We start from the raw sequence: 22,195 nt of genomic DNA, 5'->3' as shown, positions 1-22,195 counted from the left end.
ATTTCCATACAGTTAGCTTATATCAATAGAAAAACCAACTCTAATTAGATGTTAATACTCTTATTTTTATGAGGAAAAAGAAGTAGTGTCCTTAAAGGTTTCTTTTAAATAATCTACTAATTTAAAATCTTCTTTTTTAACACCTAACTTATTTGTAATTCGATATCTTTTACTCTCTACAGATCTAACAGAAGTGTTTAAGAAAACACTAATCTCTTTCGTTTTAAAGCCCATAAATAGATAGTAACATATAATCACTTCAGAAGGGTTTAACTCTGGGTGTTTTATAGACATTTGATTAAAAAACTCTGCATTAAGGTTATTTATTAAATCTAAATGATCTTCGCCTTTTACTAAAAGAACAGAAGAACTATGATGAATATCTTTATGAAGGCTTTTTATTTTATTTCTTTGGTCATCTATATTTGTAATTGAAGAAATGCTTTTAATTTCCTTCTTTAAATCTACGATATAGTTTTCTAAGCCTTTAACTTTCAACTTTAATTTATCATGATTATTCTCAATTAGAGAATATTCTCTTCTCCGTTTAGAAAAATCTTTTAAAACTCTTTTTAGACTCTTATATTTTACAAAAACAAAAACAACACCTACTACTAAAAGAGTAACTAAAAATGCAATCCAATTTCTATTTAAAAAGTTTTTCTTGGTTTCTACTTCTAAAATTCTAGAATTTTCTAAAAAAGATTCATTGATATTAAAACTGGCGTCGATATTTTCACTTATTAAATTCTGATTATGATTTTTAAGGGAATCTATATAATTGTTTTTATTTTGTGTATCCTCTAATTCATCGTAATAGGCTATATAGTTTTTAAACTGATTTTCTTTATCAAAATTATTCATATAAGATCGCATACCATCCACCTTTTTTAAATAAATAGCAGCAGAATCTAACTGTTTTCTTCTCAAAAATAGATCAGAAAAACTTATATTTAAGGTAACATCATGTATGTTATAAAGATATTTTGTAAGGGTAGTATCGTTCTCTAAAGTTTTAAAATCTGTATAATATTTTTTAATATTTGCGTCATCATTTAAATCTACAAAATTAGTTATAAGCATAAATAAAGCATATAATTGATAAAAAGAATCCTCTTTTATCGACTTATAATAATCTAACTTGGCAAGAATTAAATCGTTACTTTTTTTATAATTGTTATTATACAGTTCAGTATATGCTTTCATTTGCATCACATCTATCAAACCATATTTATCCTTAACAATTGTATAGAATTTTTCTGCTTTTTTAAGATAGTTTAGAGCTGTAGTATCTTTTTTTACGATATACAAATTATAGAACAACTCTATACTAGCTGTACCTGCTAACTTATAATTCTTCTCTAATTCTGCATATTTTAGTCCAAGAATATTATAATGATAAACTTCGGCACTCCTATTTAAGTAACTACTTAAAACTGCTTTAAGATGATAATAATCTGCAAGTTTACCCTTAATATTTTTTTCTAAAGGATTAGGGATAGAATCTAAAAATTGCTCAGCTATTCTTGGGTAATTATCGATTCTATTACTCGCAGAATCTATATATTTTAAATAAATGTCCCCAGATTCCTGTGCATAAAAATTTATGCTTAGAAAAAAGATTATCAGCTTAAAAATGCTGTTATTATTATTTTTAATCAAAATAAGCGGAGACTTTAAAATTTGTTAGGATAATAAACAAAAATAGTAAAGTTTCATTAACAACCATAGCAATTAATAACTTTAACCTAAAAAAGAAAGATAAGAAGTTCTATGGCAATATTTTATAAAAATGCTATAAAACCAACGTTAATTTTATTATTAATGTGCGTAGTTAGTGAGTAGTATAAAATAAGAACTCTTCTTTTAAACTTACCCATATTTGTACTTTTAATTAATTCTCTATTTTAAAAACATGATTGATTCTTTAATGAGACAAAAATACTTTTAGAGAATAATTTGTGATCGCAAATAAACGTTTAACTTTTTTACCCAATAGTTTATCTAAAAATAGTTGATTCGATATACATCTACCAAAACGTAGAGCACATCAAAACTGAATTCATGAAGACATTATTTTAACAAGTACAGAAATGTATGATGTAAATAAATATTGATGAGTTAGGTAATACAAATTTCTAATAAAGCAAAATTAACTCTATCTAATAAAATTTTACCAGTAGTAAGTAATTTTACAATTATTGTAGCTGAAATTAGTTGGGGGACTATGTTTGGCTAATGTGTTCCTTTTGATCGAGGGAAACACATTAACAATTACTACTACTGGTTTTATCTAATTTAAGTGCTTTTAAATAAAATATAGTGCTATTGTTACAATTAACGATATAAAAAATATCCCAATTATTAATACTAACTAGCACAACACACTTCAAGAAAAAAAGGAACCCCCAACTTAAATACCCTCTAATTAATAACAACTAAAGGGCATGATACCAAAGTGCGTAGCTTGTGCGTAGTTTTATTTATTGACCCTGAATGTTTTTAAATTAAAAAAATATGATATTTGTATTAACATACTTTTAACATTAAATAAAACATGAAAAATACATTACACATCGTTTATTTTACTTTATTTTTTATTGGTTGCTTTCAGGTAAAAGCACAAACAATAAATTATAAAAAAGAAGCTTTAAAAGAAAATAGTAATTTCTTTGAAATTGTAAATAAAACAAGAAAGCAGTTTATAGAAAAAAGTAAATACGCTAAAAAAGCCGAAACTCGATTAGAGAAAAAAGAAAAAAAACAATTTGAACGTTGGGTTTGGATTTGGAAAGATAGAGTAAATGCAGACGGTACTTTTCCTAAAGAAGCAGTAAACAAACAAGACTATTTAAATTTATTAGAAAACAAGGCTAACACACTAGCAAGATCTTCTTCTACTATAAAACCTTGGACACAAATTGGTCCAACAGCAATTGTAGAAAAAAATGGTAATTTCGATTACCCTGGTCCTGGTAGAGTTGATGTTGTAGCTGTAGACCCAAACGCTTTAGACCCTAATAATCCTATGATTATGTATGTAGGTACTCCTTCTGGTGGGTTATGGAAAACTACAGATGGTGGTGCTACTTGGTCTCCAAAAACGGATAATCTTGCTGGTATGGGGGTTACAGATATTTTAATAGATCCAAATAATACAAATATTCTCTATATGGCAACCGGAGATAGAGATAGCCAACATGTTAGTTCTATAGGTTTATTTAAGTCTACAGATGCAGGAGAAACTTGGCTACCAACCGGACTTACTTTTTCTTTATCTGAAAATGAATATATAAGAGATATAGCCTTTGCACCTGGTTCCACCTCCACAATATTTGCATTAACAAACTCTGAGATAAAAAAATCTACAGATAGTGGGGCAACTTGGACTAACATGACTGTTACAAGTAATGGTTCTACCCCAATTGCTTACGAAGCCAAATTCCAATCAATGGTTTTTGACCCAAATGATGCAAACAAAATTGTGGTATCAGATTATTGGGATGCAATTTATTATTCTATAGATGGTGGAAATAACTTTAAAGTACATCCTGCTTTTCCAGGTGGTGATAGCTCAAAAATATTAAGACTCGCTGCTTCTCCTGGAGATACCGAATATTTTTATGGTATTAATCAAGACGGAGTTTTTAGAAAATATTATTTTGACTTTGATGATACTGCGGCAGATTTAAAAAAAGCTACTAACGTTACAGCTCTTATTAATGAAGAAGCTACCCCATTTGATTCTCAAAGTGGTTATATACAATGTATTGCCGTTTCTCCAACAGACCCAAATAATTTAATGGTGGGTGGTGTACAAGGATGGAAATCTACAGATAATGGAGATACTTTTACTCCTGTTTTAAATGCATATTCTAATCCTGTACCAACAGGTCAAATTCATGTACATGCAGATCATCACTTTTTATTATTTACAGATAATTCTCATATTATCAATGGAAATGATGCAGGACTTAGAATGGGGTCTTTTTCACCAACTTCAGATGCACAATTCCCTGATATTTCTAGCGGATTAATTATAACACAATCTTATAATATTGCAATTACTCATGGTTTAAATGGTGATGATTATATGATGGCAAACCAAGATAACGATGGTTTTTCTAAAGTTTTACAAGGCGGAGAACAAAAATGGGTTGCAGCTGTTGCAGGAGACGGAACAGGAACTGCTATTGATATAGCTGAACCTAATATTAGATATTTAGGGGGTACTAATGGCCAATTAAGTAGAACTGATGATGGCTATGCAAATGGTTACGCTTCAGCTATCAAAATTCTTAAGTCAGATGCAGCAAATGCGGCATTTATTTCTCCTATAGCTACGCATCCAACAGATGCCAACATCATTTATGTAGGTCATGGAGATGTAAAAAGAACTACAGATAAAGGTGGTGATGTGGACCTTGATTATAATGATGGAGCTTCGGATACTTTTACAGCACTTGGCTCAGGGTTAACAAAAACAGAATTTTTAGACGTTTCTCTTAATAATGCTGTTGTTAGAATATTCGCAATTGGAGAAATTGCAGAAATTTCAACACTTAAAAGAAGTGTAGATGACGGTGCAACTTGGTCTACCATAGCAAGCCCAAGTGGTGTTAAGATTAATAGCGTATACGCTGTACCTAATACAAACACAGTATATGCAACAGTAAAAAGTTACAGTGCAGGAAATAAAGTGTATAAAAGTATAAATAACGGAGATACTTGGACAAATATTAGTGGTGACCTACCTAATATCATCATGTTTAAAGTTATTTTAGATCCAAATAAAAATAATGAAACTATTTATTTAGCTACAGAAATAGGTGTTTATTTTACCGACAATTCTACTAACAACTGGTCTAAATTAGGTACCGATTTACCAAATGTAAGAATTAGTGATATTAAGATAAGTCCGAATAACGGAAACATTTATGTTGGTACATTTGGTAGAGGTATGTGGGTATATAATGACCAAAAATATTTTGATAATACAACTCCTGCAAACGTATATTGGTCAGACACTTCTAGTTGGGAAGGTAAAACTTTACCAACAACTGCAGATGATGTTTTTATAAAAACATCCGAAGAGGTAACTTTAGATTCTAATGGTGCCATTGCAAAATCTTTAGAAATTGCAGATGGTGGTTATTTAAATATTGAAAAAAATGCTGACTTAACAGTTGAAAATGATGTTGATTCTCATTCTACAAATAGCGGTATATACATATATTCTGATACAGATAATAGTGGTGTATTAATTGCAAAAGGAAATAGCACAGGTAAAGTAACCTATGTTAGAGGTGGTTTATTAGCTTCTAAATGGAGTCTTGTTACACCACCCGTTACAGGACAAAAAGTAAAAGATTTTGCTTTAGATGCAAATAATGATATCAGAAAGAATACAGATACTGGCACAGATCCAAACAGATATGCAATTGCTAAATATAATGATGCAAATGCAACCAATGAAAAATGGGAATATTTTGATGTAAACATTGATGCAGATGTAGAGTTCGAAAAAGGTATTGGATATTCTATGTCTAAAGGAACAGATGGTGAAGTTACTTTTACAGGTACTATACAAACAAGTTCTTTAAATATAGATGCCACGCATAACAAATGGGTTGCAGTTGGTAATCCTTTTACAGCATATTACCCAGCAAATAAAGAAGCTACAGGAAACTTTATTTTAGAAAACACAACAAAACTTGCAGTTGATGCGCCAGCAGTATATGTTTGGGAAAATAGCCAAGAAAAATATGTTGCTTTTACAAATGATGCTTCTGCAGATTTAAAAGTATTGGCTCCAGGGCAAGGATTCTTTATAAAAATGAAACCATCTGGAACTGATGAAATAGTTACTTTTAACAATGCTTATTTAGGTACTAAAACATCATTAACAGGTAATCATACTTTTAGTAAAATTACTAAAACAACACCTTTTGTAAAACTATATGTTGCAAAAGGAGCTATAAAAGTAAATACAGATATTATCTTTTCTGAAGATGCAACTACAGGCTTTGATGCTGGAAAAGATATTATCAATTTTAATTCATCGGCATTTGACTTAACAACTAAATTATTAGACAACTCTAGTGATAAAGATTATACCATCCAGTCAATACCAAATGATGATTACAAAAATCAAATAGTTTCTTTAAACCTTAAAGGAAAAGCAAGTGAACAAATAACGTTTTCTGCTTTAGCTAATAATTTACCAGAAGGGATAAAAGTCTTTTTAGAAGATAAAGAAACTGCTAAGTATACAGAATTAAGTGACACAGAAAACTATACAGTAACATTAAGTAGCGATGCTAATGGTTTCGGTCGTTTTTATGTTCATTTTTCTACAGAATCTACATTAAGTGTTTCTGAAATAGATGCAACTAAAGTTCATATTTATAATCAGAATAATTTCTTACAAATCAACGGAGTAACCGGAAGTTTAAAAATTGATTTATTTGATATTAATGGTAAAAGTATTTTTAATCAAACACAAACAACAGACACCTTTAGCCCTGTAGATTTAAATAGCTTTTCTAAGGGAGTTTACCTTGTAAAAGTTACATCTCAAGGAAAATCGGTTTCTAAAAAAATAATTATAGACTAACCTCTTAATAACGAACACATGAATATTAAAGACAACAAAAAAATAGATAGAAAAGAAGCTTTAAAAGAAATAGGTAAATATGGTAAATATGCTGCTTTAACAGCCTTAGGTACCTATATGATCTTAAGCCCTCAAAAAGCTCAAGCTTCATCAGCTCCAGAGAATCTTGGAAACGGATTTTAATAATTTTTTAAAAACTCGATACTAATATAGTATCGAGTTTTTTATTATTATAAATTCTACAAACAGTGTTATAAAATTATCAGTTTACAAACTATAGAATAATAAGATTACACGTACCTTTAGGCTATCAAAGAAATAATAGATTCATTTTACTGATAATTCTATTTTAGACTAAACTGCTGATGAAAACAAAACTTCTTATTTTTAAAACCGTTGCAACATATTTAAGTTTTACAAAAGCTGCTGAACAATTATTTATTTCTCAGCCTGCTATTTCTAAGTCTATTAGAAATTTAGAAGAATCTTATAAAACTACTTTATTTTTAAGAAAAAGAAACTCCATAGAATTAACAAATGAAGGGAAGGCGTTTTTAATTTACACCAATAAAATTTTAGAAATTTATGCAGAAATGGAAAATCAATTCTTGCAAAAAAATGAAAATCATCCAGATTTAATCAACTTTGGTGTGAGTACCACTTTGGCAAATTATATTATGCCTAAAGTAATTGCAAAATTTAGAGTACAATTTCCCAATACTAAATTTGAAATAACTGCTGGAAACTCAGACGATATTGAAGAACTCATACTAAACCAAACATTAAACTTCGGAATTATAGAAGGTAAAAACACCAATCGTAAATTACAGTTTAGTAAGTTTATGAAAGATGAAATTGTGTTAGTTACAAATGCTAAAAACAACACTTTTAAGAAAGGAGTTATTAGTTTAGAAGTTTTACAAAAAATTCCGTTTATTATGCGTGAACTAGGTTCTGGTACTAAAGAAATAGTTATAGAACATTTAAATAAATACCACATTAAAAAACTAAATACAGTGGTAACACTAAACAGTACAGAGGCAATTAAAAATTATCTTTTAAATTCTGATAATTTTGCCTTTATTTCTATTCATGCTATTTCTGAAGAACTCACAAATAACAAGCTTAAAATAATAGATGTAAAAGACTTTTCTATTGATAGATGGTTTTATTTTGTTTCTAGAACAGGGTATCAATCTAACCTAATGAGCTACTTTGAAAAATACACACTAAACAACTATAACTTTTAGTTATATTAAACAATAAATTAGTTTGCTTAATAGTTATTCTTAGTCCTTAGTTTTGTATCGATAAATAAATCTCGATATGAAAACTACATTCCCTAAAATTATCTTTTTCTTAATTATAATTTTTGCACTATTTAGTCCAATGAATAGTCCAACGGCTTTATTACTTGGTTTTGTATTTGCTATTATCTTTAAAAGCCCATTTAAATCTAAAAGCTATAAAGCAATTCATATCCTTTTAAAAGTAGCGGTAGTAGGTTTGGGTTTTGGAATGCTACTTAAAGAAACATTAGCAACAAGTAAACAAGCTTTTAGTCTTACCTTCTTCTCTATCTTTTTAACTGTAAGCTTGGGTTTAATACTTACCAAGTTATTAAAATTAGATAAAAAACTAGGGCATTTAGTTACCTCAGGAACTTCTATTTGTGGCGGAAGTGCAATTGCAGCTATTTCACCAGTAATTAAAGCAAATAGCAAAACGATAAGTATTGCTTTAGGTCTTGTTTTTTTATTAAATTCTATAGCCTTGTTTGTTTTCCCTGCTATAGGACATTTTTTACATTTATCTCAAGAACAATTTGGATTGTGGTGTGCTATTGCTATACATGACACTAGTTCTGTTGTGGGTGCTGCCTTAAGTTATGGAGATGAAGCACTAAAAATTGCTACAACAGTAAAACTATCAAGAACACTTTGGATAATACCTTTGGCTATTTTATCTATGTTTATTTTTAAAACAAAAGGAGAAAAAATTTCAATTCCTTATTTTATTTTACTTTTTGTGGTAGCTATTTTTATAAATAGTTATCATTTAATTCCTACAGCAATTACTTCTGAAATTGTTTTTTATTCTAAAAGAACCTTGGTAGTAACCTTGTTTCTTGTAGGAACTACAATCTCTATAAAAGACTTAAAATCAACAGGAATAAAACCTATTATACTTGCATTAAGCTTGTGGATATTTATCTCTATTTTTTCACTCATATACATTACACAATAAAGATAATAATTAAAAAAAACCTCTTCTTAATGATTAAGAAGAGGTTTTTAGGTTTCAATTAAAAATAGAAATGAATACTAACATTCACCCTATACTAAAACAAATTATTTAATTGTCTAACATATTTAAATCTGCTATTCCTGTTACCTCTGTAGAAAGTTCTCCTAACCACCCCATATTTGCTAAGATTCCTGTTTGAACTTTAATAAAGTCAATTCCTGTTAAGTTTACCGTATTTCCTTCGTTATCAACAGCGTCTGAAATATCTAATTTATCACCTCCTGGAGTATTATCAGCATATCCATATTCAAAAGCGTTACTTTTAATCCAGCTAGGGTTGCTCATGTCAATATTATTATCTGTCAAAAGAGTCCCTGTAATTGTATAAGAATCTTCTGTAATAAATTCTGGGTAAAATTTTGTTGATATAACACCACTTTCTCCTTCACTATCTGTCCAAGTTACAACTTCTGAAGCTTCATTAGGTCTAGAGTAAGTTACACTATAGTTTTTTATGGTTCCTTCTAAAGCATCTGCACTTCCTTTAATTTCATACCAAGTATCATCTGCAATTCCATTTGCATTTTCATCTTGCATTACCCAAACAACACCAGGTTCTGCAAAACCAGAAAATGCATTTCCATACATCATTATATCAGCTGCATCTTCTGTATTTATAACTGTATGATCAAAAGTATAAGAAACAGTACCTCCCCATGCTCCTAAAGTAACCATTCCTTTTTTGCCTTCAAGAGTTTTAGCTCCTTCTAAAGTACCAATTGAACTATTAATTCTTTGACCTGGAGCTGGTAAATAATCTAGTAAAGTTGTTACATACAAATTACTTTCCTCTGTTATAGGACGGATTACTGCATTTACCACAATAGTATACTCATTTCTAAATACACCTGCATTATTAGATGATTTATACGTTACGGTATAAGTTCCAGTTTTTTCTGGAATAAAATCATAAGTAGCTGTAGAAGATGTAACGTTACCTTCTAAAGACCATTCTTCTGTATATTCTGCATCATTCATTTTTGTTGCCGAAAAATTAATGGTTTCACCCATTAATATTTCTATATCATTATTTTTTTCTGATAATTCAATTACAGGAGGAACACCAAAAAGTTCTATTTCTGAAGTACAAGACGATGCCATTATTACTAAAAAGCAAGAGGTTAAGAAAACTACATGTGGTTTTAAAAGTTGACTAAATTTGTTCATAATTTTAATTTAAAAAGTTGGTTATTGAATGATAATTATTAATATTTAAATACTACTTTGTTAGGAATATCTCCTGTTTCTACAGACCACTTAAAAGCACCTTCAGATGAAAAACAATACAATGTTCCTGGAGTTACATAATCTTTAGCATCGGTAATTAAAATGTCTTTAGTTTCTGGATTTATCGTAATGCCATAAGGAATCTTTATAAGCTCTTTATCTTCATCTGCAATAAAAGAATCAGTAAGAATGGTTTCTGTTTTTGTATCTAACCTGTTATAAGAAATTGTATTTTCTCCTGTTAGATAACTAAATTCTGTGCTATAGATATACATAATATCATCAAAAATAGTCATGTTACTTACGGCCAAATCAAACGTTTGTTTTACTTCATCTAACTCTGTATCAATTACAAAAAGTTTAGAAGGTGTTTGATAATAATCTCCTCTAGAAGAAACATAAATATCCCCTTCACTATCAATTTGCATACGATGAAGATTGATGTCTACTTCTATACGTTTTGTTTCTTCAAAACTAGCAATATCAACTACAGAAACTGTAGACTCATACTCTGGCGGACTATATCCTCCTGAATTTGCCACGTAGATTTTATCGTTATGTATCACCAATTCTTCGGGTTGTCTACCTACATCCACAGAACGCGTAACGCTAAGACTTGTAGTATCAATTTCCATGATTTTTCCGTTTACAGCATTCGGATCTCCAATACTACCTAAGTAAGTTGTTAAATATGCTTTTCCGTTGTAAAACTTAATGTACCTGCAATTATCAACATTTATTTGCTTAATTTTTTTACGAGTATTTACATCTAAAACCTCTACTTTATTAGATGCATTTACAACCACATATAATTTAGAACCATAAATCCCCATATCGTTACCAACATCTCCCAAGCCACCAACTTCTTCTGGATTTGCTGTTCTAAAAACTTCTTTTTCATAAAGTCCGGTCTCAAAATCCATATAATCTAAAGCCGCTTTATTCATAGACATATTACCCTCATTCAGTAAATAAAACCCCTTTAATTCTACAATAGGTTCTGTGGGAACTTCTGGATTTACTGAGTCATCAAAATTCTCATTGCTGCTACATGCATTGAAAAAAAATACAACAGCTAAAGCTGATGCAATCTGTACACTTAATTTTCTTTTGTTCATAATAAAAAATTTAAAGTAAAACGATAGGATCTCCCAGGCATCGGGAAGTTTTTTACTACCGCATATTGTTGATTAAAGACATTGTTTACTGCTACTAAAACTTTTAATTTCTTTTGATTAAATAAGAGCATTTTTCCCAAACTTAAATCGTGTGTAAACCACGGATCTAAATAATTAGAACTGATGTTTGCCTTTTGGCTATATCTTTCTCCTGTATAAATAAAACTGTAATTAAATTCTATTTTTTTGTAATCTATCATAGCACTTATACTACCGCTATGCACTGGTATATACGGAATTTGATCTCCGTAATTACTAGCGCCATCAGTAACATCTATAGATTCTTGGTACGTATAACTTAGGTTGGTATTGTACTTAAATTTTTTACCTATACTTCCACTCGCTTTTACATTTGTTTCTATTCCGGTTGTTTCTACTTTACCTAAATTAAACATAGACCAACGGAATAAATTAGCTCCTGGTACCGCAACGATTTTGTTATCTATCCAAATTTTATACACATCAGCTTGTACATCAAATGCTGTTTTTTTAAAGTCAGTTTGATAAGAAAACCCAAGATTTACCTGAGTAGCATCTTCCGGATCTAAAAAAGTATTTCCGATAAACGTATAGTACAAATCATTAAAAGTGGGTTGTCTAAAAATTTCTTTATAAAAACTCCTTATTCTAAATTTATTAGAATTAAAAGGTTGCCAATTCATCATAATTGTAGGCGAATACTTTTGTAAATCTTCTGCAGCTTCATAATATAGTACCGTTTCATCTACTGTTGTACTTAATAAACTTGCTTGAATGTGAATTTTATCAAAGTTAAAATCGGCAGCTAAAGCTGATAAAAGCGTGATTCTTTTAGGATATGAAAATCGATACAAATTTGCATCCATCGTGTTTTTTTGTAAATCTGTTGCCAAGGATAATTTCCAAAACGGTAAAACTTGAAACGTATTTACCATTGATAGATAATATTCTTCTTGTGTATATCGGTTATCTAACTCACCATCCACTTTTATAATTTCAGGATCTACATAACGAGAATAATTATGCGCATATTTACCTCTTAATACAAAAAAATAGAAGTCGTTTACATGGTTTGTAAATGCACCTTGCAGAAAATTATTTCGATCCCATAAACGTTGCGGACGCTTAAAACGATTGGCAACGATAGCTCCTGGCAATCCTCGTTCAGAATCATAATGATATAGTTTTACATTCCAATTATTCTTAATTCCGTTCGAACCATGCAAAGACGCTTCTGCCCTAAAAGATTCAATATCTGCATTATTACGTGTTGCTATCGTATCGTAACTTCCATTGGTATATCTAAACTTATACTTACCATTTGCATTTAGATATTCGGTACTAAGACGTGCACTTAAGTGTTCATTAATTTTGAAGTCTAAATTTACAGAAGGATTCACCAGTCCAAAAGAACCTGTTTTTAAACTGACATTAGTATTGCTATTTTTTCCTTCTGAAAATTGAGGTGTTTTAGACTTTAGATAAATACTATTGGAAGAAGCGTACGATTTTGCAGATTGATCTAAATCTGAACGCTGCCCTTGATACAAGGAAACAGCCTCCATGTTTTGTACAGAATATTTCCCTAAATCTATTTGTCCGTTTTGTGCATTTCCAAGCTGAACACCATCATAAAAAATACCGGTATGTTGCGAGCCCATTCCTCTTACATTTATGGTTTTTATACCACCAATTCCGCCATAATCTTTTAATTGAACTCCACTAAAAAAACGAATAGCATCTGCAACACTCGAATTACTTAAACGACTTAAAGTTTTCCCACTTAAAGTCTGAACAGTAACTGGTGAAAAGTGTTTTTTAAGCTTCTCTTTATTGGTTACTAAAAAGATTTCTTTAAGCTGAACTGCCTTTGTAGAATCTAATTTTTGGGCATGTAAAAAACTCGAATTACAGCACCCTATAATCAAAAATATGCCCCAAAAAGAATGTAAAAAAGAATTCCTCATACTTAAATTTTGCGTACGAGGATAGAATAAGAGAAGTGCTACATATCTAAAATTTTAGATAGGCAGATTCCTAATTCTAGCTTCAATCCTCGAAAGCTTAATGAATTAATAAAAAAATGGCAGGTCTTCTGACTTACTCCTTCCACCCGGTCTTCCCATTCTTTCGAAAAGTGACTATTCGGATTTCAACTTTAGAGCTTACAGCTGCGGGACAGTTCTAGAATTAAACTAGATTCCCATTTTAATATCAAGTTTTTAAACTTGATAACCATTCTTAGTTAAAAAATAAAGTACAAATTTATCTACTTTTCAGGAATAAACAACACGCTTTTATTGTTTATTTCTAAACAACCTCACTATTCCTTAAAACCTAAAAAAAGCACAAATAATTTGAATAAAAAGCAGCAATAATACTACTTTATTGAAGTAAAAAAAATGACTAATTTGAAAGGTAGAATATGTGCTTTAAAAAATAAAATACTTAAAAATAAACTATGATAAAGATCATTAGTTTTAAAATTAAAAAGCTTTATAAAGATTGTATAGAAAAAAACAACTTCAAATAAAATAACTTAATGACTGAAAACACTGTCCCCCAACAATATTAAAATACACAAAAATTATAATAAATGAAGTTGTAACAAATTTATTTATATAATGACATATTTCTAAATAGCATTATTTTTTAATAAACTAGAGTTAAAACAAAGACTTAAAAAAGCCTCACGGGTTTCCGTAAGGCTTGTAATGAGCACTCTTTCCTTTTCAATAGTTTCTTTTTCTAATTTCTATTCAAAGATATTCCAATAAAACATATAAATTTTACGGGTTCCCATAATTAGCACCTTTTTATTTTAAAAAAAATTACACTAACCCAAAATCTTTAGCAATAGCAACCAAATGCGTAGGATTACTTGCATTAAAATGTTCCTTCAAAAATTTTAATCTTTTTTCTATAGCATTTACACTAGAGGTAAAACACCCTTTTTTTTTCAGGCTTTTACTTATTTCTTCTTGCAGTGATTCCGTAGAAAGTGATGCTATTAAAAAAACATCAAAATCGGTAATCTCTAGAACTTTCTTTGGATGAACCGTAGTATTTAATTCTGGCGAAATATAAAACTGATTTGTTGTAGAAACTGCATGCATAGCATTCATTATTTCTTTTAATCCGTCTCTATTCTTCCAAACATAGCCATCTACCTTTATATTCTTATATAAATGCTGAATTTTATAAGGTTTATCTTCAACAGAAAAAATTATAATCTTTAAATCTGAAAACTCTTCTCCTGATTTTAATTCTTGCGGAGTTCCATCATTTTCAAATAAAGGGTTACTTATATATTCACTGTTCATCAATTAATTGAGGCGAACTACCTCTACGATGGATTCCCTACGTGAAGAGACAGTGTTATTTTTACTCAACAAGAGCTTCAGCAAATTATTGTTGATATAAAAAAATCAAAATCAACTGAAAAAGAAAAACCTCTCAAAAAATTACACCATTAATTTCATTATTAAAACAACACCAATTAAACCCAATCCCTTCTGGTTTTAATAAAAATAGTTGGGTTGCAAATTGCCCTTCTATAGGAAATCATTTTATACAAATTGTAACCCATAACGAGCAATGGGGCTGTGGATATTGTAAACGTAAAGAGGGAAAAGAAGCATTCGGAAAATGGTTACAAGACCAAAAAAAAATGACTACCATGCTGAAAGAATTAGATAAAGGAAGTTTTCAAACTAAAAGTACTTTAAAATGGTGGTTGAATAGGTATTGAAGACTACCATTCTTATCAATGTAAAAAATTAAACATTACAGTAAGTTGCACTTTATAACACAAAAACAGTCTGCTTCACCACCTTCTTAAAATAATGTTAAGATTATTTTGTTAGTTATTGTCAACTTGATCGACAGATGACTATATCAAAGAAATATTCGAATAAAATAGCAAAATTGTACGGATACAATTGATATTCAATATGTATTAAAGGAAAAAACCTTAAATTACTATCCTAACGAGGTAAGTTATAGAATTAAAAATTACGTAAAATAAATGCTATTAGATAAAAATAAAATATTTATAACAGGAATTCTTGGAATATTAGGAAGTGTTCTTGTTGGTATTGGAGAGTTTCTTCTTCATTTTAGTCCACATATTATTGGTAATGCAGACAACTATCAGTTTTTCCAATTTGTACCAAAAAATAGTTTGATAACAGGGCATTTTTTAGCTGTACTTGGTGTTCCTTTTTATTTTTTAGGCTATTATCATATTTATAAAATGCTAGAAAAAGGGAATAAAAAACTAGCTTCTATCGTTTTTGGATTAGGTATTTTAGCTTTTACAATTGGCGGTTTTTGGATTACTTCTAGAGCTTTTTTAGGAACAATTGTTCATCTTCAAAATGATATTGATACTAATATTTATCAAGAAATATTAGACAATTACACCTTAATTAGTGAATCTCTTGTTCAGGTATTAAGAGTAATCATTCTTTTACTTTCTGTATTTTTTAGTATTACAATACTAAAAGGAGGAACCTATTATAGGAAATGGATGGCTATTTTTAACCCTATCGTTTTATTAATTTCTGTATTTACATTGTACTTTATTTCTCCACAAATAGGAAAATACATAGCACCAATAGCAATGAATGTTGTTCATTTTATTCTATTTAGTTTATCATTATATCAACTCAAAAAAATCAACCAATTATCAATATGAAAATAATAAAAAGAATTGCAGGGATTATATTAACACTAATAGTATTATTAGTAATTATTGTAGCTGTTAAATTTAGCACTGATAGAAATAACCCATACAACAATGCAATAGCAGACAATTTAATTCCTACATTCAAGGAAATTTCCATCGATTTTACACATCAATTTAACGGAACTGAATCTTTACCTGTTACCGCATCTGTATTAATTGATATTGATAATGATGGTGTTGATGAATTATTTTTAGGAGGAGGATACAATCAGCAAGATGAAATTTTTAGTTATAAGGAAGGGAAATTTATTTCTATATCAGAAAAAGCAGGGCTTCCTAAGAAAGAAAATAAGACAACTTTAAGTGGAGCTTCCACCGATTTTGACAACAATGGTTTTACTGACTTAATTCTTTCTAGGGAAGATGGCATTGTCATTTATTATAATAACAACGGAAAATTTACACCAAAGAAGTTAGAATATAATTTGGCTGACAACGCAACACCATTAGGTTTAACTTTAGGTGATGTAAATAAAGATGGTTTTACCGATATTTTTGTTGCTAATTACATTAGAAAAAAACAAATGGTTGGGCAGAATAATTTTAGCAAAAATTATGGTCCTCAAAGTCTTTTACTAATCAATAATGGAGACAATACCTTTAAAAACACAACTATTGAAGCTGGTTTAGAATACATTCATAATACTTTTATGGGGATTTTGATTGATATTGATAACGATACTTGGCTGGATCTTGTGATTGCTTATGATACAGGCGAAATTAGAACTTATAAAAACAAAGGCGATGGAACTTTTGAAATGAAAGAAAACCCATCTACCAATAAATATGGATATCCAATGGGAATAGCTGTGGGAGATTATAATAATGATGGCTTAGTAGATTTTATGTTTTCAAATACAGGATCTACAGTTCCTAGTTTTGTTGCTAGTGGAAATATTGAAGACAAAAGTCTTTTTAATCCTAATTGGATATTTTTCGAAAACAAAGGAAATTTCGTATTTGAAGATGTAGCCGAAAAAACGCAAACTAAAGATTTTGAATTTTCATGGGGAGCCGTATTTGCAGATATGAACAACGATGGCTTACAAGAACTTATTGTGGCAGAAAACTACATTGATTTTCCACCACATAAAATATTTAAATTACCAAGTAGATTTTTAACCCAAAAAGAAGACCACACTTTTGTTGCTACAGAAGAAAAAAGTGGTGTTGTAAACCCTAATTATGCAATTACTCCTTTGGTAAGTGACTTTAATAAAGATGGGTATTTAGACATGATTTGGGTAAACATAGGAACACCCGTTTTAGCATACATTAACGATGGAGGTGATAATAATTTTATTAAAGTAAAATTAGATGATAATGCTGAAAATTTAGGAGCAAAAGTTGAAGTAATAACATCAAGCGGTAAAAAAATAACCGAAGATTTTATAGTTGGAGAAGGGTTAACTAGTGATCAATCTGCCACTTTACATTTTGGTTTAGGAAAAGATGCTATAAAAAGTGTTAGTGTAAAATATATTAGCGGAAAAGAATATACCTTCCAAAACCCTAAAATAAATTCACTATTAACAATTCCTAAAATTTCAGAAACGGTTACAGTAACTGATTTAACTCAAGAGTAATGAAACTTAAAAAAGTATTACATATTATTTTAATACTGATTTTTGTTTTAAGTATTTTAGGTGCAAGTAGTTTAGTTTACAATGAATATATAAACGAATCTATTTGCCCTAAAATATTTAACATACCGGCTTGTTATATTATAATGGGTTGCTTTATAATACCTTTATTCGCACACCTTTTAAAATGGAATAAGTATATCTATTTTATAGGAACAGGACTTGCTTTTTCTATTGCTTTATATGGCACAACAACACAACTATTAGAAATTACACAATGCCCAAAGACTTCTACAGGCATACCAATGTGTTTTATTTCATTATCCATTTTTACAAGTTTAATATTCATAAAAATAATGTTATTAAAAATTAAGAAACAGATTTAAACTGTATCTAATTTATTGCTAGTTTTAGCCTATTATCTAAGTTATTTCTATTCGGTTTTCATTTGGTAATTTACCTACTAAACCAGGCAACAAAATATAGCGAAAAATCTACTTTTTCAGAAAATACTAAAGTGGAAATTTATGATATAAAAGGAGTATTAATTCACACTGAATACACTAACCCAAAATCTTTAGCAATAGCAACCAAATGCGTTGGATTACTTGCATTAAAATGTTCCTTTAAAAATTTTAATCTTTTTTTACATAGCACTTATACTTGAGGGAAAAACAGCTTTTTTTTTCAGGCTTTAACTTATTTCTTCTTGCAGAGATCCCATAGAAAGTGAAGCTATTAAAAAAACATCAAAATCGGTAATCTCTAGAACTTTCTTTGGATGAACCGTAGTATTTAATTCTGGCGAAATATAAAACTGATTTGTAATAAAAATTGCGTGCATAGCGTTCCTTAGTTCTTTTCTATTCTTCCAAACATATCCATCTATCTTTAGTTTCTTATACAAGTGCTGAATTTTATAAGATTTATCTTCAACAGAAAAAACTATAATCTTTAAATCTAAAAACTCTTTTCTGATTTTATTTATTAACTCTTCTCCTGATTTTAATTCCTCTATTAATTACATCTAAATCTTCTAGGATTAAAACTTTTTGAAACATTTTTTATCTTTTAAAATGAAAAGTTCCTTTTAAGTTCCTCACTAATTTAATATCAAATTAAATTTTTCATTTTATAGTTTTAATACGTGTTTCCTTAATTTTAAGGATTTTCTTAAAAAAAAGTTAACTATTATAATAAATATTGTAAACAATTGCTTTTTTCTACGACAAAATTTTTAGAATTTTTAAAATAACACCAATGAGATCTTTACAATTTATTCTATTCCTTTCACTCATTTTTAATAGCTGTATTGAAGATGATATTATCGCAGATAATCAACCAGAAATATTAAGTTTTAACAACACCATTACAGAACTTGGTATAAAAAACACGCATCTATACAACACAAAATACACTAATAATATAGGAGAAATAACAACTCCTAAAATTAATTGGAACAGCAGCAATGCGGACATTATATCTGTTTCTAATACAGGCTTACTTAAAGCACTATCTATAGGAACATCTGTAATTAAAGCTTCTGTAACAACTGAAAGTGGAAGTATTATTACAAACGAAAACAATATAGAAGTTATAGCTGTTGATAAAAAACTAACAATAGATAATGTTATTGAAGATATAATCATCTCTAAAACACACCAATACACTACAACTTTTACAAATGAACTGGGAGAGATAGACAATTTAAAAGTATCTTGGAATAGCTCTAACTCCTCTATTATTACGGTTTCTAGCGAAGGCTTAATTACAGCTATTAGTGAAGGTTTAGCAACCATTACAGCAAGTACCACAACAGCAGACGGAAATATAATTAACACGGAAGATACAGTAACGGTAGTAACTATTGATGAACGTATAAGTATTAACAACCCAATAGAAGACTTAAACATTAACAATACCCACCAATATACCACAACATACACAAACAGTAGTGGAGAAACAGAGAACACTGCTATTACTTGGCAAAGTTCTAACACAAACGTATTAACAGTTTCTAATACGGGCTTAATAACCGCAATTGCACCGGGAGAAGCTGTAGTTACAGCAACAGTAAACTCTTCTAATAACACGCTAACAACCCAAGATACAGTAATTGTTATTGGCAACACCACTCAAGAAAAAACAGGAACTTTAAAAACATCAAGCAGTTATGAACTTAGAGGTGATTTTACTTTAAAAGAAATACCAAACACAAATGATTTAGAGTTAACAATTGACGAAAACTACAAAGCATCAGACAGACTACCTGGTTTATACTTATACTTTACAAATAATATAAATACAGTTGCAAATGCTAAAGAAATACAAAAAATTACTGTGTTTGAAGGAGCCCACACATATATTATAAAAAACACAGGTATTAATGATTTTACACATTTATTATATTGGTGTAAACCATTTGGTGTAGACGTAGGAAATGGAGAAACTAAATAAAAGAAACATGAAAAAACATATAATTACATTCGTTTTAATAGTATTAGCAAGTAACATTAGTTTTGCACAATGGACTAAAGGAAAAGGAAAAGGGTATTACAAACTTGCAGGTTGGCAATTACAGTATGATGAGCATTATACAGATACTGGAGCAAAAGACCCTAATAGAACTAGAACTTTGTTTAACACTAGTATCTATGCCGAATATGGGCTAAGTAATAAATTTGATGTTATTGCATACGTACCATTCTTTGCTAGCTCTTCTCAAAATAATCAAATTTCAGGCACTACAGGAGGAACTATTAGCCAAGGAGAAACAGTAAATTCTTTTGGAGATGTAGATTTAGGTTTTAGGTATGGTTTATACAAAAGGGGAAATTGGGCTGCAGATATAAAACTTACATTAGGATTACCAACAGGTGATAATAATGGTGGTAGCGATGGTAGTTTTCAAAACGGAGATGGAGAATTTAATCAAATTCTATCATCATCTCTAGGTTACTCCACATCTTATAAAGACAAACCTGTTTATTTAAAATCTTATTTAGGTTACAACAATAGAAGTGAAGGTTTTTCTGATGAATTTAGGACTGGCTTAGAAGCAGGAATCAACTTAATAAACAATAAGCTTTGGTTAATTACAAGGTTAAATGTTGTAAAATCTTTAAAAAATGGATCATTAAATGCTACCAATAGTAATGGAAGTATTTTTGCAAACGATATTGAATACAGTAGTTTTGGTTTTGAAACGGCTTACTATATTACTAAGAAACTAGGTATTTCACTAGGCTTCGACTCTGCTTTTTCTGGTAAAATAATAGCAGCAAACCCTTCTTTTTCTGGAGGAATATTCTTAGATATAAAATAATTCTACATCATATAAAGTTAGTGCATAAAAAAGAGGAATCAGAAATGATTCCTCTTTTTTTGTTGAGTGTTTCTCATGAAAGAATAAAAAGCCCTTAGAAGATAAATTATACACCTTAAGCTTACAGATCTCTCCTAACACTAAAGTTAAAAACCACCTTTAAGCTAGATCAAAATAATTATTTAAATTTAGAACAAAAAAAAGCTCTGAATTTTCATTCAGAGCTTTTAAATTTTATATGCTTTTAAAACCTTACAATGCAGCAACCTGCTTTGTTAATTTAGATTTTAAATTAGCAGCTTTATTTTTATGGATAATGTTATTCTTAGCTAACTTATCTAACATAGAAATAACTTTACCTAATTTTGTTTCTGCATCTGTTTTATCTTCTGCAGCACGTAAATCTCTTACAGCATTACGTGTAGTTTTATGCTGATATTTGTTACGTAACCTTTTAGCTTCGTTACTTCTAATTCTCTTTAATGCTGACTGATGATTTGCCATAATACTTAATTTATTAGTTTTTTATATTAAAACTTGTAGTCCGTACGGGAATCGAACCCGTGTTACATGGATGAAAACCATGCGTCCTAACCCCTAGACGAACGGACCATAACAATTAACAATGCATTAATTGCGGCTGCAAATATACAATGTTTTTTAATTCCTGCAAGTAAATTTTATAAAATATACATTTTTTTTATAAAATAACTGATCAACATCGAACTAACACAAATCAAACACGAAATAACTCCCTTATTATCAATCAACTAAATTACATTTCTGCTTTTTCAGAAAATAAGAAAATTATGAATTTTAAATAAATATCATACGAGTAGTAGATATTAAAGAAAACCTACACAGCATTTTCCGAAAAAATTAGATAGATAAGTATTAAAACTTAAAATAAGGGCAAAAAAAAACTCTGAATAATAATATTCAGAGTTTTAAATGTTTTTAGGCGTAAATCTTACAATGCAGCTACGTGCTTTGTTAATTTAGATTTTAAGTTAGCCGCTTTATTTTTATGGATAATATTAGTTTTCGCTAATTTATCTAACATAGAAATAACTTTAACTAATTTCTCTTCAGCATCTTTTTTATCTTCTACAACACGTAAATCTCTTACAGCATTACGAGTAGTTTTATGCTGATATTTATTACGTAACCTTTTAGCTTCGTTACTTCTAATTCTCTTTAATGCTGACTTGTGATTTGCCATAATACTTT

Annotated in this window: 17 protein-coding genes, 1 tRNA gene and 1 riboswitch; of the genes, 8 read left to right on the top strand and 10 right to left on the bottom strand. The window is 29.4% G+C overall.

Annotated elements, in window-relative coordinates:
* Window positions 1–66: 66 nt before the first annotated feature.
* Complete coding sequence (locus H0I29_RS09215; RefSeq protein ID WP_218752058.1) at window positions 67–1,662, bottom strand: hypothetical protein; 1,596 nt, start codon at window positions 1,660–1,662, stop codon at window positions 67–69.
* A gap of 895 nt (window positions 1,663–2,557) precedes the next feature.
* Between H0I29_RS09215 and H0I29_RS09210 the strand changes: the two genes are divergently transcribed.
* From H0I29_RS09210 to H0I29_RS09195, 4 genes are all read left to right on the top strand, one after another.
* A complete protein-coding gene (locus tag H0I29_RS09210) occupies window positions 2,558–6,616 on the top strand; it encodes a T9SS type A sorting domain-containing protein (protein ID WP_218752057.1) in 4,059 nt (1,352 codons plus the stop codon).
* Window positions 6,617–6,634: 18 nt separating this feature from the next.
* Complete coding sequence (locus tag H0I29_RS09205; RefSeq protein WP_218752056.1) at window positions 6,635–6,799, top strand: hypothetical protein; 165 nt, start codon at window positions 6,635–6,637, stop codon at window positions 6,797–6,799.
* A 182-nt stretch (window positions 6,800–6,981) separates the two neighbouring features.
* Window positions 6,982–7,866, top strand: coding sequence for a LysR family transcriptional regulator (locus tag H0I29_RS09200; protein WP_218752055.1), 885 nt, complete (start codon window positions 6,982–6,984; stop codon window positions 7,864–7,866).
* 76 nt (window positions 7,867–7,942) lie between these two features.
* A complete protein-coding gene (locus H0I29_RS09195; protein WP_218752054.1) occupies window positions 7,943–8,863 on the top strand; it encodes a YeiH family protein in 921 nt (306 codons plus the stop codon).
* Between the two features lie 108 nt (window positions 8,864–8,971).
* Here H0I29_RS09195 and H0I29_RS09190 read toward each other — a convergent pair whose 3' ends face one another.
* From H0I29_RS09190 to H0I29_RS09175, 4 genes are all read right to left on the bottom strand, one after another.
* Window positions 8,972–10,090, bottom strand: coding sequence for a PKD-like domain-containing protein (locus tag H0I29_RS09190; protein WP_218752053.1), 1,119 nt, complete (start codon window positions 10,088–10,090; stop codon window positions 8,972–8,974).
* A 38-nt stretch (window positions 10,091–10,128) separates the two neighbouring features.
* Window positions 10,129–11,268, bottom strand: a complete 1,140-nt coding sequence (locus H0I29_RS09185) for a YncE family protein (protein ID WP_254712602.1) — start codon at window positions 11,266–11,268, stop codon at window positions 10,129–10,131.
* The gene (locus H0I29_RS09180) at window positions 11,265–13,274 is read right to left on the bottom strand and encodes a TonB-dependent receptor (protein ID WP_218752051.1); all 2,010 of its coding nucleotides are present in this window, start codon (window positions 13,272–13,274) and stop codon (window positions 11,265–11,267) included. Before H0I29_RS09180 ends, H0I29_RS09185 begins: the two co-directional genes overlap by 4 nt.
* Before the next feature lie 100 nt (window positions 13,275–13,374).
* A riboswitch (cobalamin riboswitch) is annotated at window positions 13,375–13,562 on the bottom strand.
* Window positions 13,563–14,138: 576 nt separating this feature from the next.
* Window positions 14,139–14,630 (bottom strand): response regulator, encoded by a 492-nt coding sequence (locus H0I29_RS09175; RefSeq protein WP_218752049.1) that lies wholly within the window; start codon window positions 14,628–14,630, stop codon window positions 14,139–14,141.
* Window positions 14,631–15,334: 704 nt separating this feature from the next.
* Here H0I29_RS09175 and H0I29_RS09170 point away from each other — a divergent pair.
* Window positions 15,335–16,006, top strand: a complete 672-nt coding sequence (locus H0I29_RS09170) for a DUF6796 family protein (protein ID WP_218752047.1) — start codon at window positions 15,335–15,337, stop codon at window positions 16,004–16,006.
* Complete coding sequence (locus H0I29_RS09165; RefSeq protein ID WP_218752045.1) at window positions 16,003–17,643, top strand: CRTAC1 family protein; 1,641 nt, start codon at window positions 16,003–16,005, stop codon at window positions 17,641–17,643. The genes H0I29_RS09170 and H0I29_RS09165 overlap by 4 nt, the downstream gene beginning before the upstream one ends.
* A gap of 199 nt (window positions 17,644–17,842) precedes the next feature.
* Here the strand turns inward: H0I29_RS09165 and H0I29_RS09160 are convergent, their stop codons facing one another.
* The gene (locus H0I29_RS09160) at window positions 17,843–17,989 is read right to left on the bottom strand and encodes a hypothetical protein (RefSeq protein ID WP_218752044.1); all 147 of its coding nucleotides are present in this window, start codon (window positions 17,987–17,989) and stop codon (window positions 17,843–17,845) included.
* Window positions 17,990–18,334: 345 nt separating this feature from the next.
* Window positions 18,335–18,547, bottom strand: a complete 213-nt coding sequence (locus H0I29_RS09155) for a hypothetical protein (RefSeq protein ID WP_218752043.1) — start codon at window positions 18,545–18,547, stop codon at window positions 18,335–18,337.
* A gap of 353 nt (window positions 18,548–18,900) precedes the next feature.
* On the opposite strand from H0I29_RS09155, the gene H0I29_RS09150 reads away from it, so the two are divergent.
* Both H0I29_RS09150 and H0I29_RS09145 read left to right on the top strand, forming a co-directional pair.
* On the top strand, window positions 18,901–20,097 hold the full coding sequence (locus H0I29_RS09150) for an Ig-like domain-containing protein (RefSeq protein WP_218752042.1): 1,197 nt from the start codon (window positions 18,901–18,903) through the stop codon (window positions 20,095–20,097).
* Window positions 20,098–20,104: 7 nt separating this feature from the next.
* A complete protein-coding gene (locus H0I29_RS09145; protein ID WP_218752041.1) occupies window positions 20,105–20,965 on the top strand; it encodes a hypothetical protein in 861 nt (286 codons plus the stop codon).
* A gap of 252 nt (window positions 20,966–21,217) precedes the next feature.
* On the opposite strand, the gene rpsT (H0I29_RS09140) is transcribed toward H0I29_RS09145, so the two are convergent.
* The 3 genes from rpsT (H0I29_RS09140) to rpsT (H0I29_RS09130) form a co-directional block, all read right to left on the bottom strand.
* Window positions 21,218–21,469, bottom strand: coding sequence for a 30S ribosomal protein S20 (gene rpsT / locus H0I29_RS09140; protein ID WP_068449447.1), 252 nt, complete (start codon window positions 21,467–21,469; stop codon window positions 21,218–21,220).
* Between the two features lie 36 nt (window positions 21,470–21,505).
* Window positions 21,506–21,577, bottom strand: a tRNA-Glu gene (locus H0I29_RS09135).
* A 358-nt stretch (window positions 21,578–21,935) separates the two neighbouring features.
* Window positions 21,936–22,187, bottom strand: coding sequence for a 30S ribosomal protein S20 (rpsT, locus tag H0I29_RS09130; RefSeq protein ID WP_165733745.1), 252 nt, complete (start codon window positions 22,185–22,187; stop codon window positions 21,936–21,938).
* Window positions 22,188–22,195 lie beyond the last annotated feature (8 nt).

It is taken from the genome of Polaribacter sp. R2A056_3_33 (genome assembly GCF_019278485.1).
Classification (GTDB): domain Bacteria; phylum Bacteroidota; class Bacteroidia; order Flavobacteriales; family Flavobacteriaceae; genus Polaribacter.
Note: the sequence above shows the minus strand (reverse complement) of the source record. Positions and strands in the feature narration are given on the sequence as shown.

Bases quoted from the DNA above. Each gene is read 5' to 3' on its own strand.
- H0I29_RS09190 (WP_218752053.1), bottom strand. From the start codon at position 10,090: ATGAACAAATTTAGTCAACTTTTAAAACCACATGTAGTTTTCTTAACC.
- H0I29_RS09180 (WP_218752051.1), bottom strand. From the start codon at position 13,274: ATGAGGAATTCTTTTTTACATTCTTTTTGGGGCATATTTTTGATTATA.
- H0I29_RS09195 (WP_218752054.1), top strand. From the start codon at position 7,943: ATGAAAACTACATTCCCTAAAATTATCTTTTTCTTAATTATAATTTTT.
- H0I29_RS09165 (WP_218752045.1), top strand. From the start codon at position 16,003: ATGAAAATAATAAAAAGAATTGCAGGGATTATATTAACACTAATAGTA.
- H0I29_RS09160 (WP_218752044.1), bottom strand. From the start codon at position 17,989: ATGAATATTAAACTTGTAAAAATGGATAATGAAATAAAACACATTGGT.
- rpsT (WP_165733745.1), bottom strand. From the start codon at position 22,187: ATGGCAAATCACAAGTCAGCATTAAAGAGAATTAGAAGTAACGAAGCT.
- H0I29_RS09170 (WP_218752047.1), top strand. From the start codon at position 15,335: ATGCTATTAGATAAAAATAAAATATTTATAACAGGAATTCTTGGAATA.
- H0I29_RS09145 (WP_218752041.1), top strand. From the start codon at position 20,105: ATGAAAAAACATATAATTACATTCGTTTTAATAGTATTAGCAAGTAAC.
- rpsT (WP_068449447.1), bottom strand. From the start codon at position 21,469: ATGGCAAATCATCAGTCAGCATTAAAGAGAATTAGAAGTAACGAAGCT.
- H0I29_RS09185 (WP_254712602.1), bottom strand. From the start codon at position 11,268: ATGAACAAAAGAAAATTAAGTGTACAGATTGCATCAGCTTTAGCTGTT.
- H0I29_RS09210 (WP_218752057.1), top strand. From the start codon at position 2,558: ATGAAAAATACATTACACATCGTTTATTTTACTTTATTTTTTATTGGT.
- H0I29_RS09175 (WP_218752049.1), bottom strand. From the start codon at position 14,630: ATGAACAGTGAATATATAAGTAACCCTTTATTTGAAAATGATGGAACT.
- H0I29_RS09150 (WP_218752042.1), top strand. From the start codon at position 18,901: ATGAGATCTTTACAATTTATTCTATTCCTTTCACTCATTTTTAATAGC.
- H0I29_RS09200 (WP_218752055.1), top strand. From the start codon at position 6,982: ATGAAAACAAAACTTCTTATTTTTAAAACCGTTGCAACATATTTAAGT.
- H0I29_RS09205 (WP_218752056.1), top strand. From the start codon at position 6,635: ATGAATATTAAAGACAACAAAAAAATAGATAGAAAAGAAGCTTTAAAA.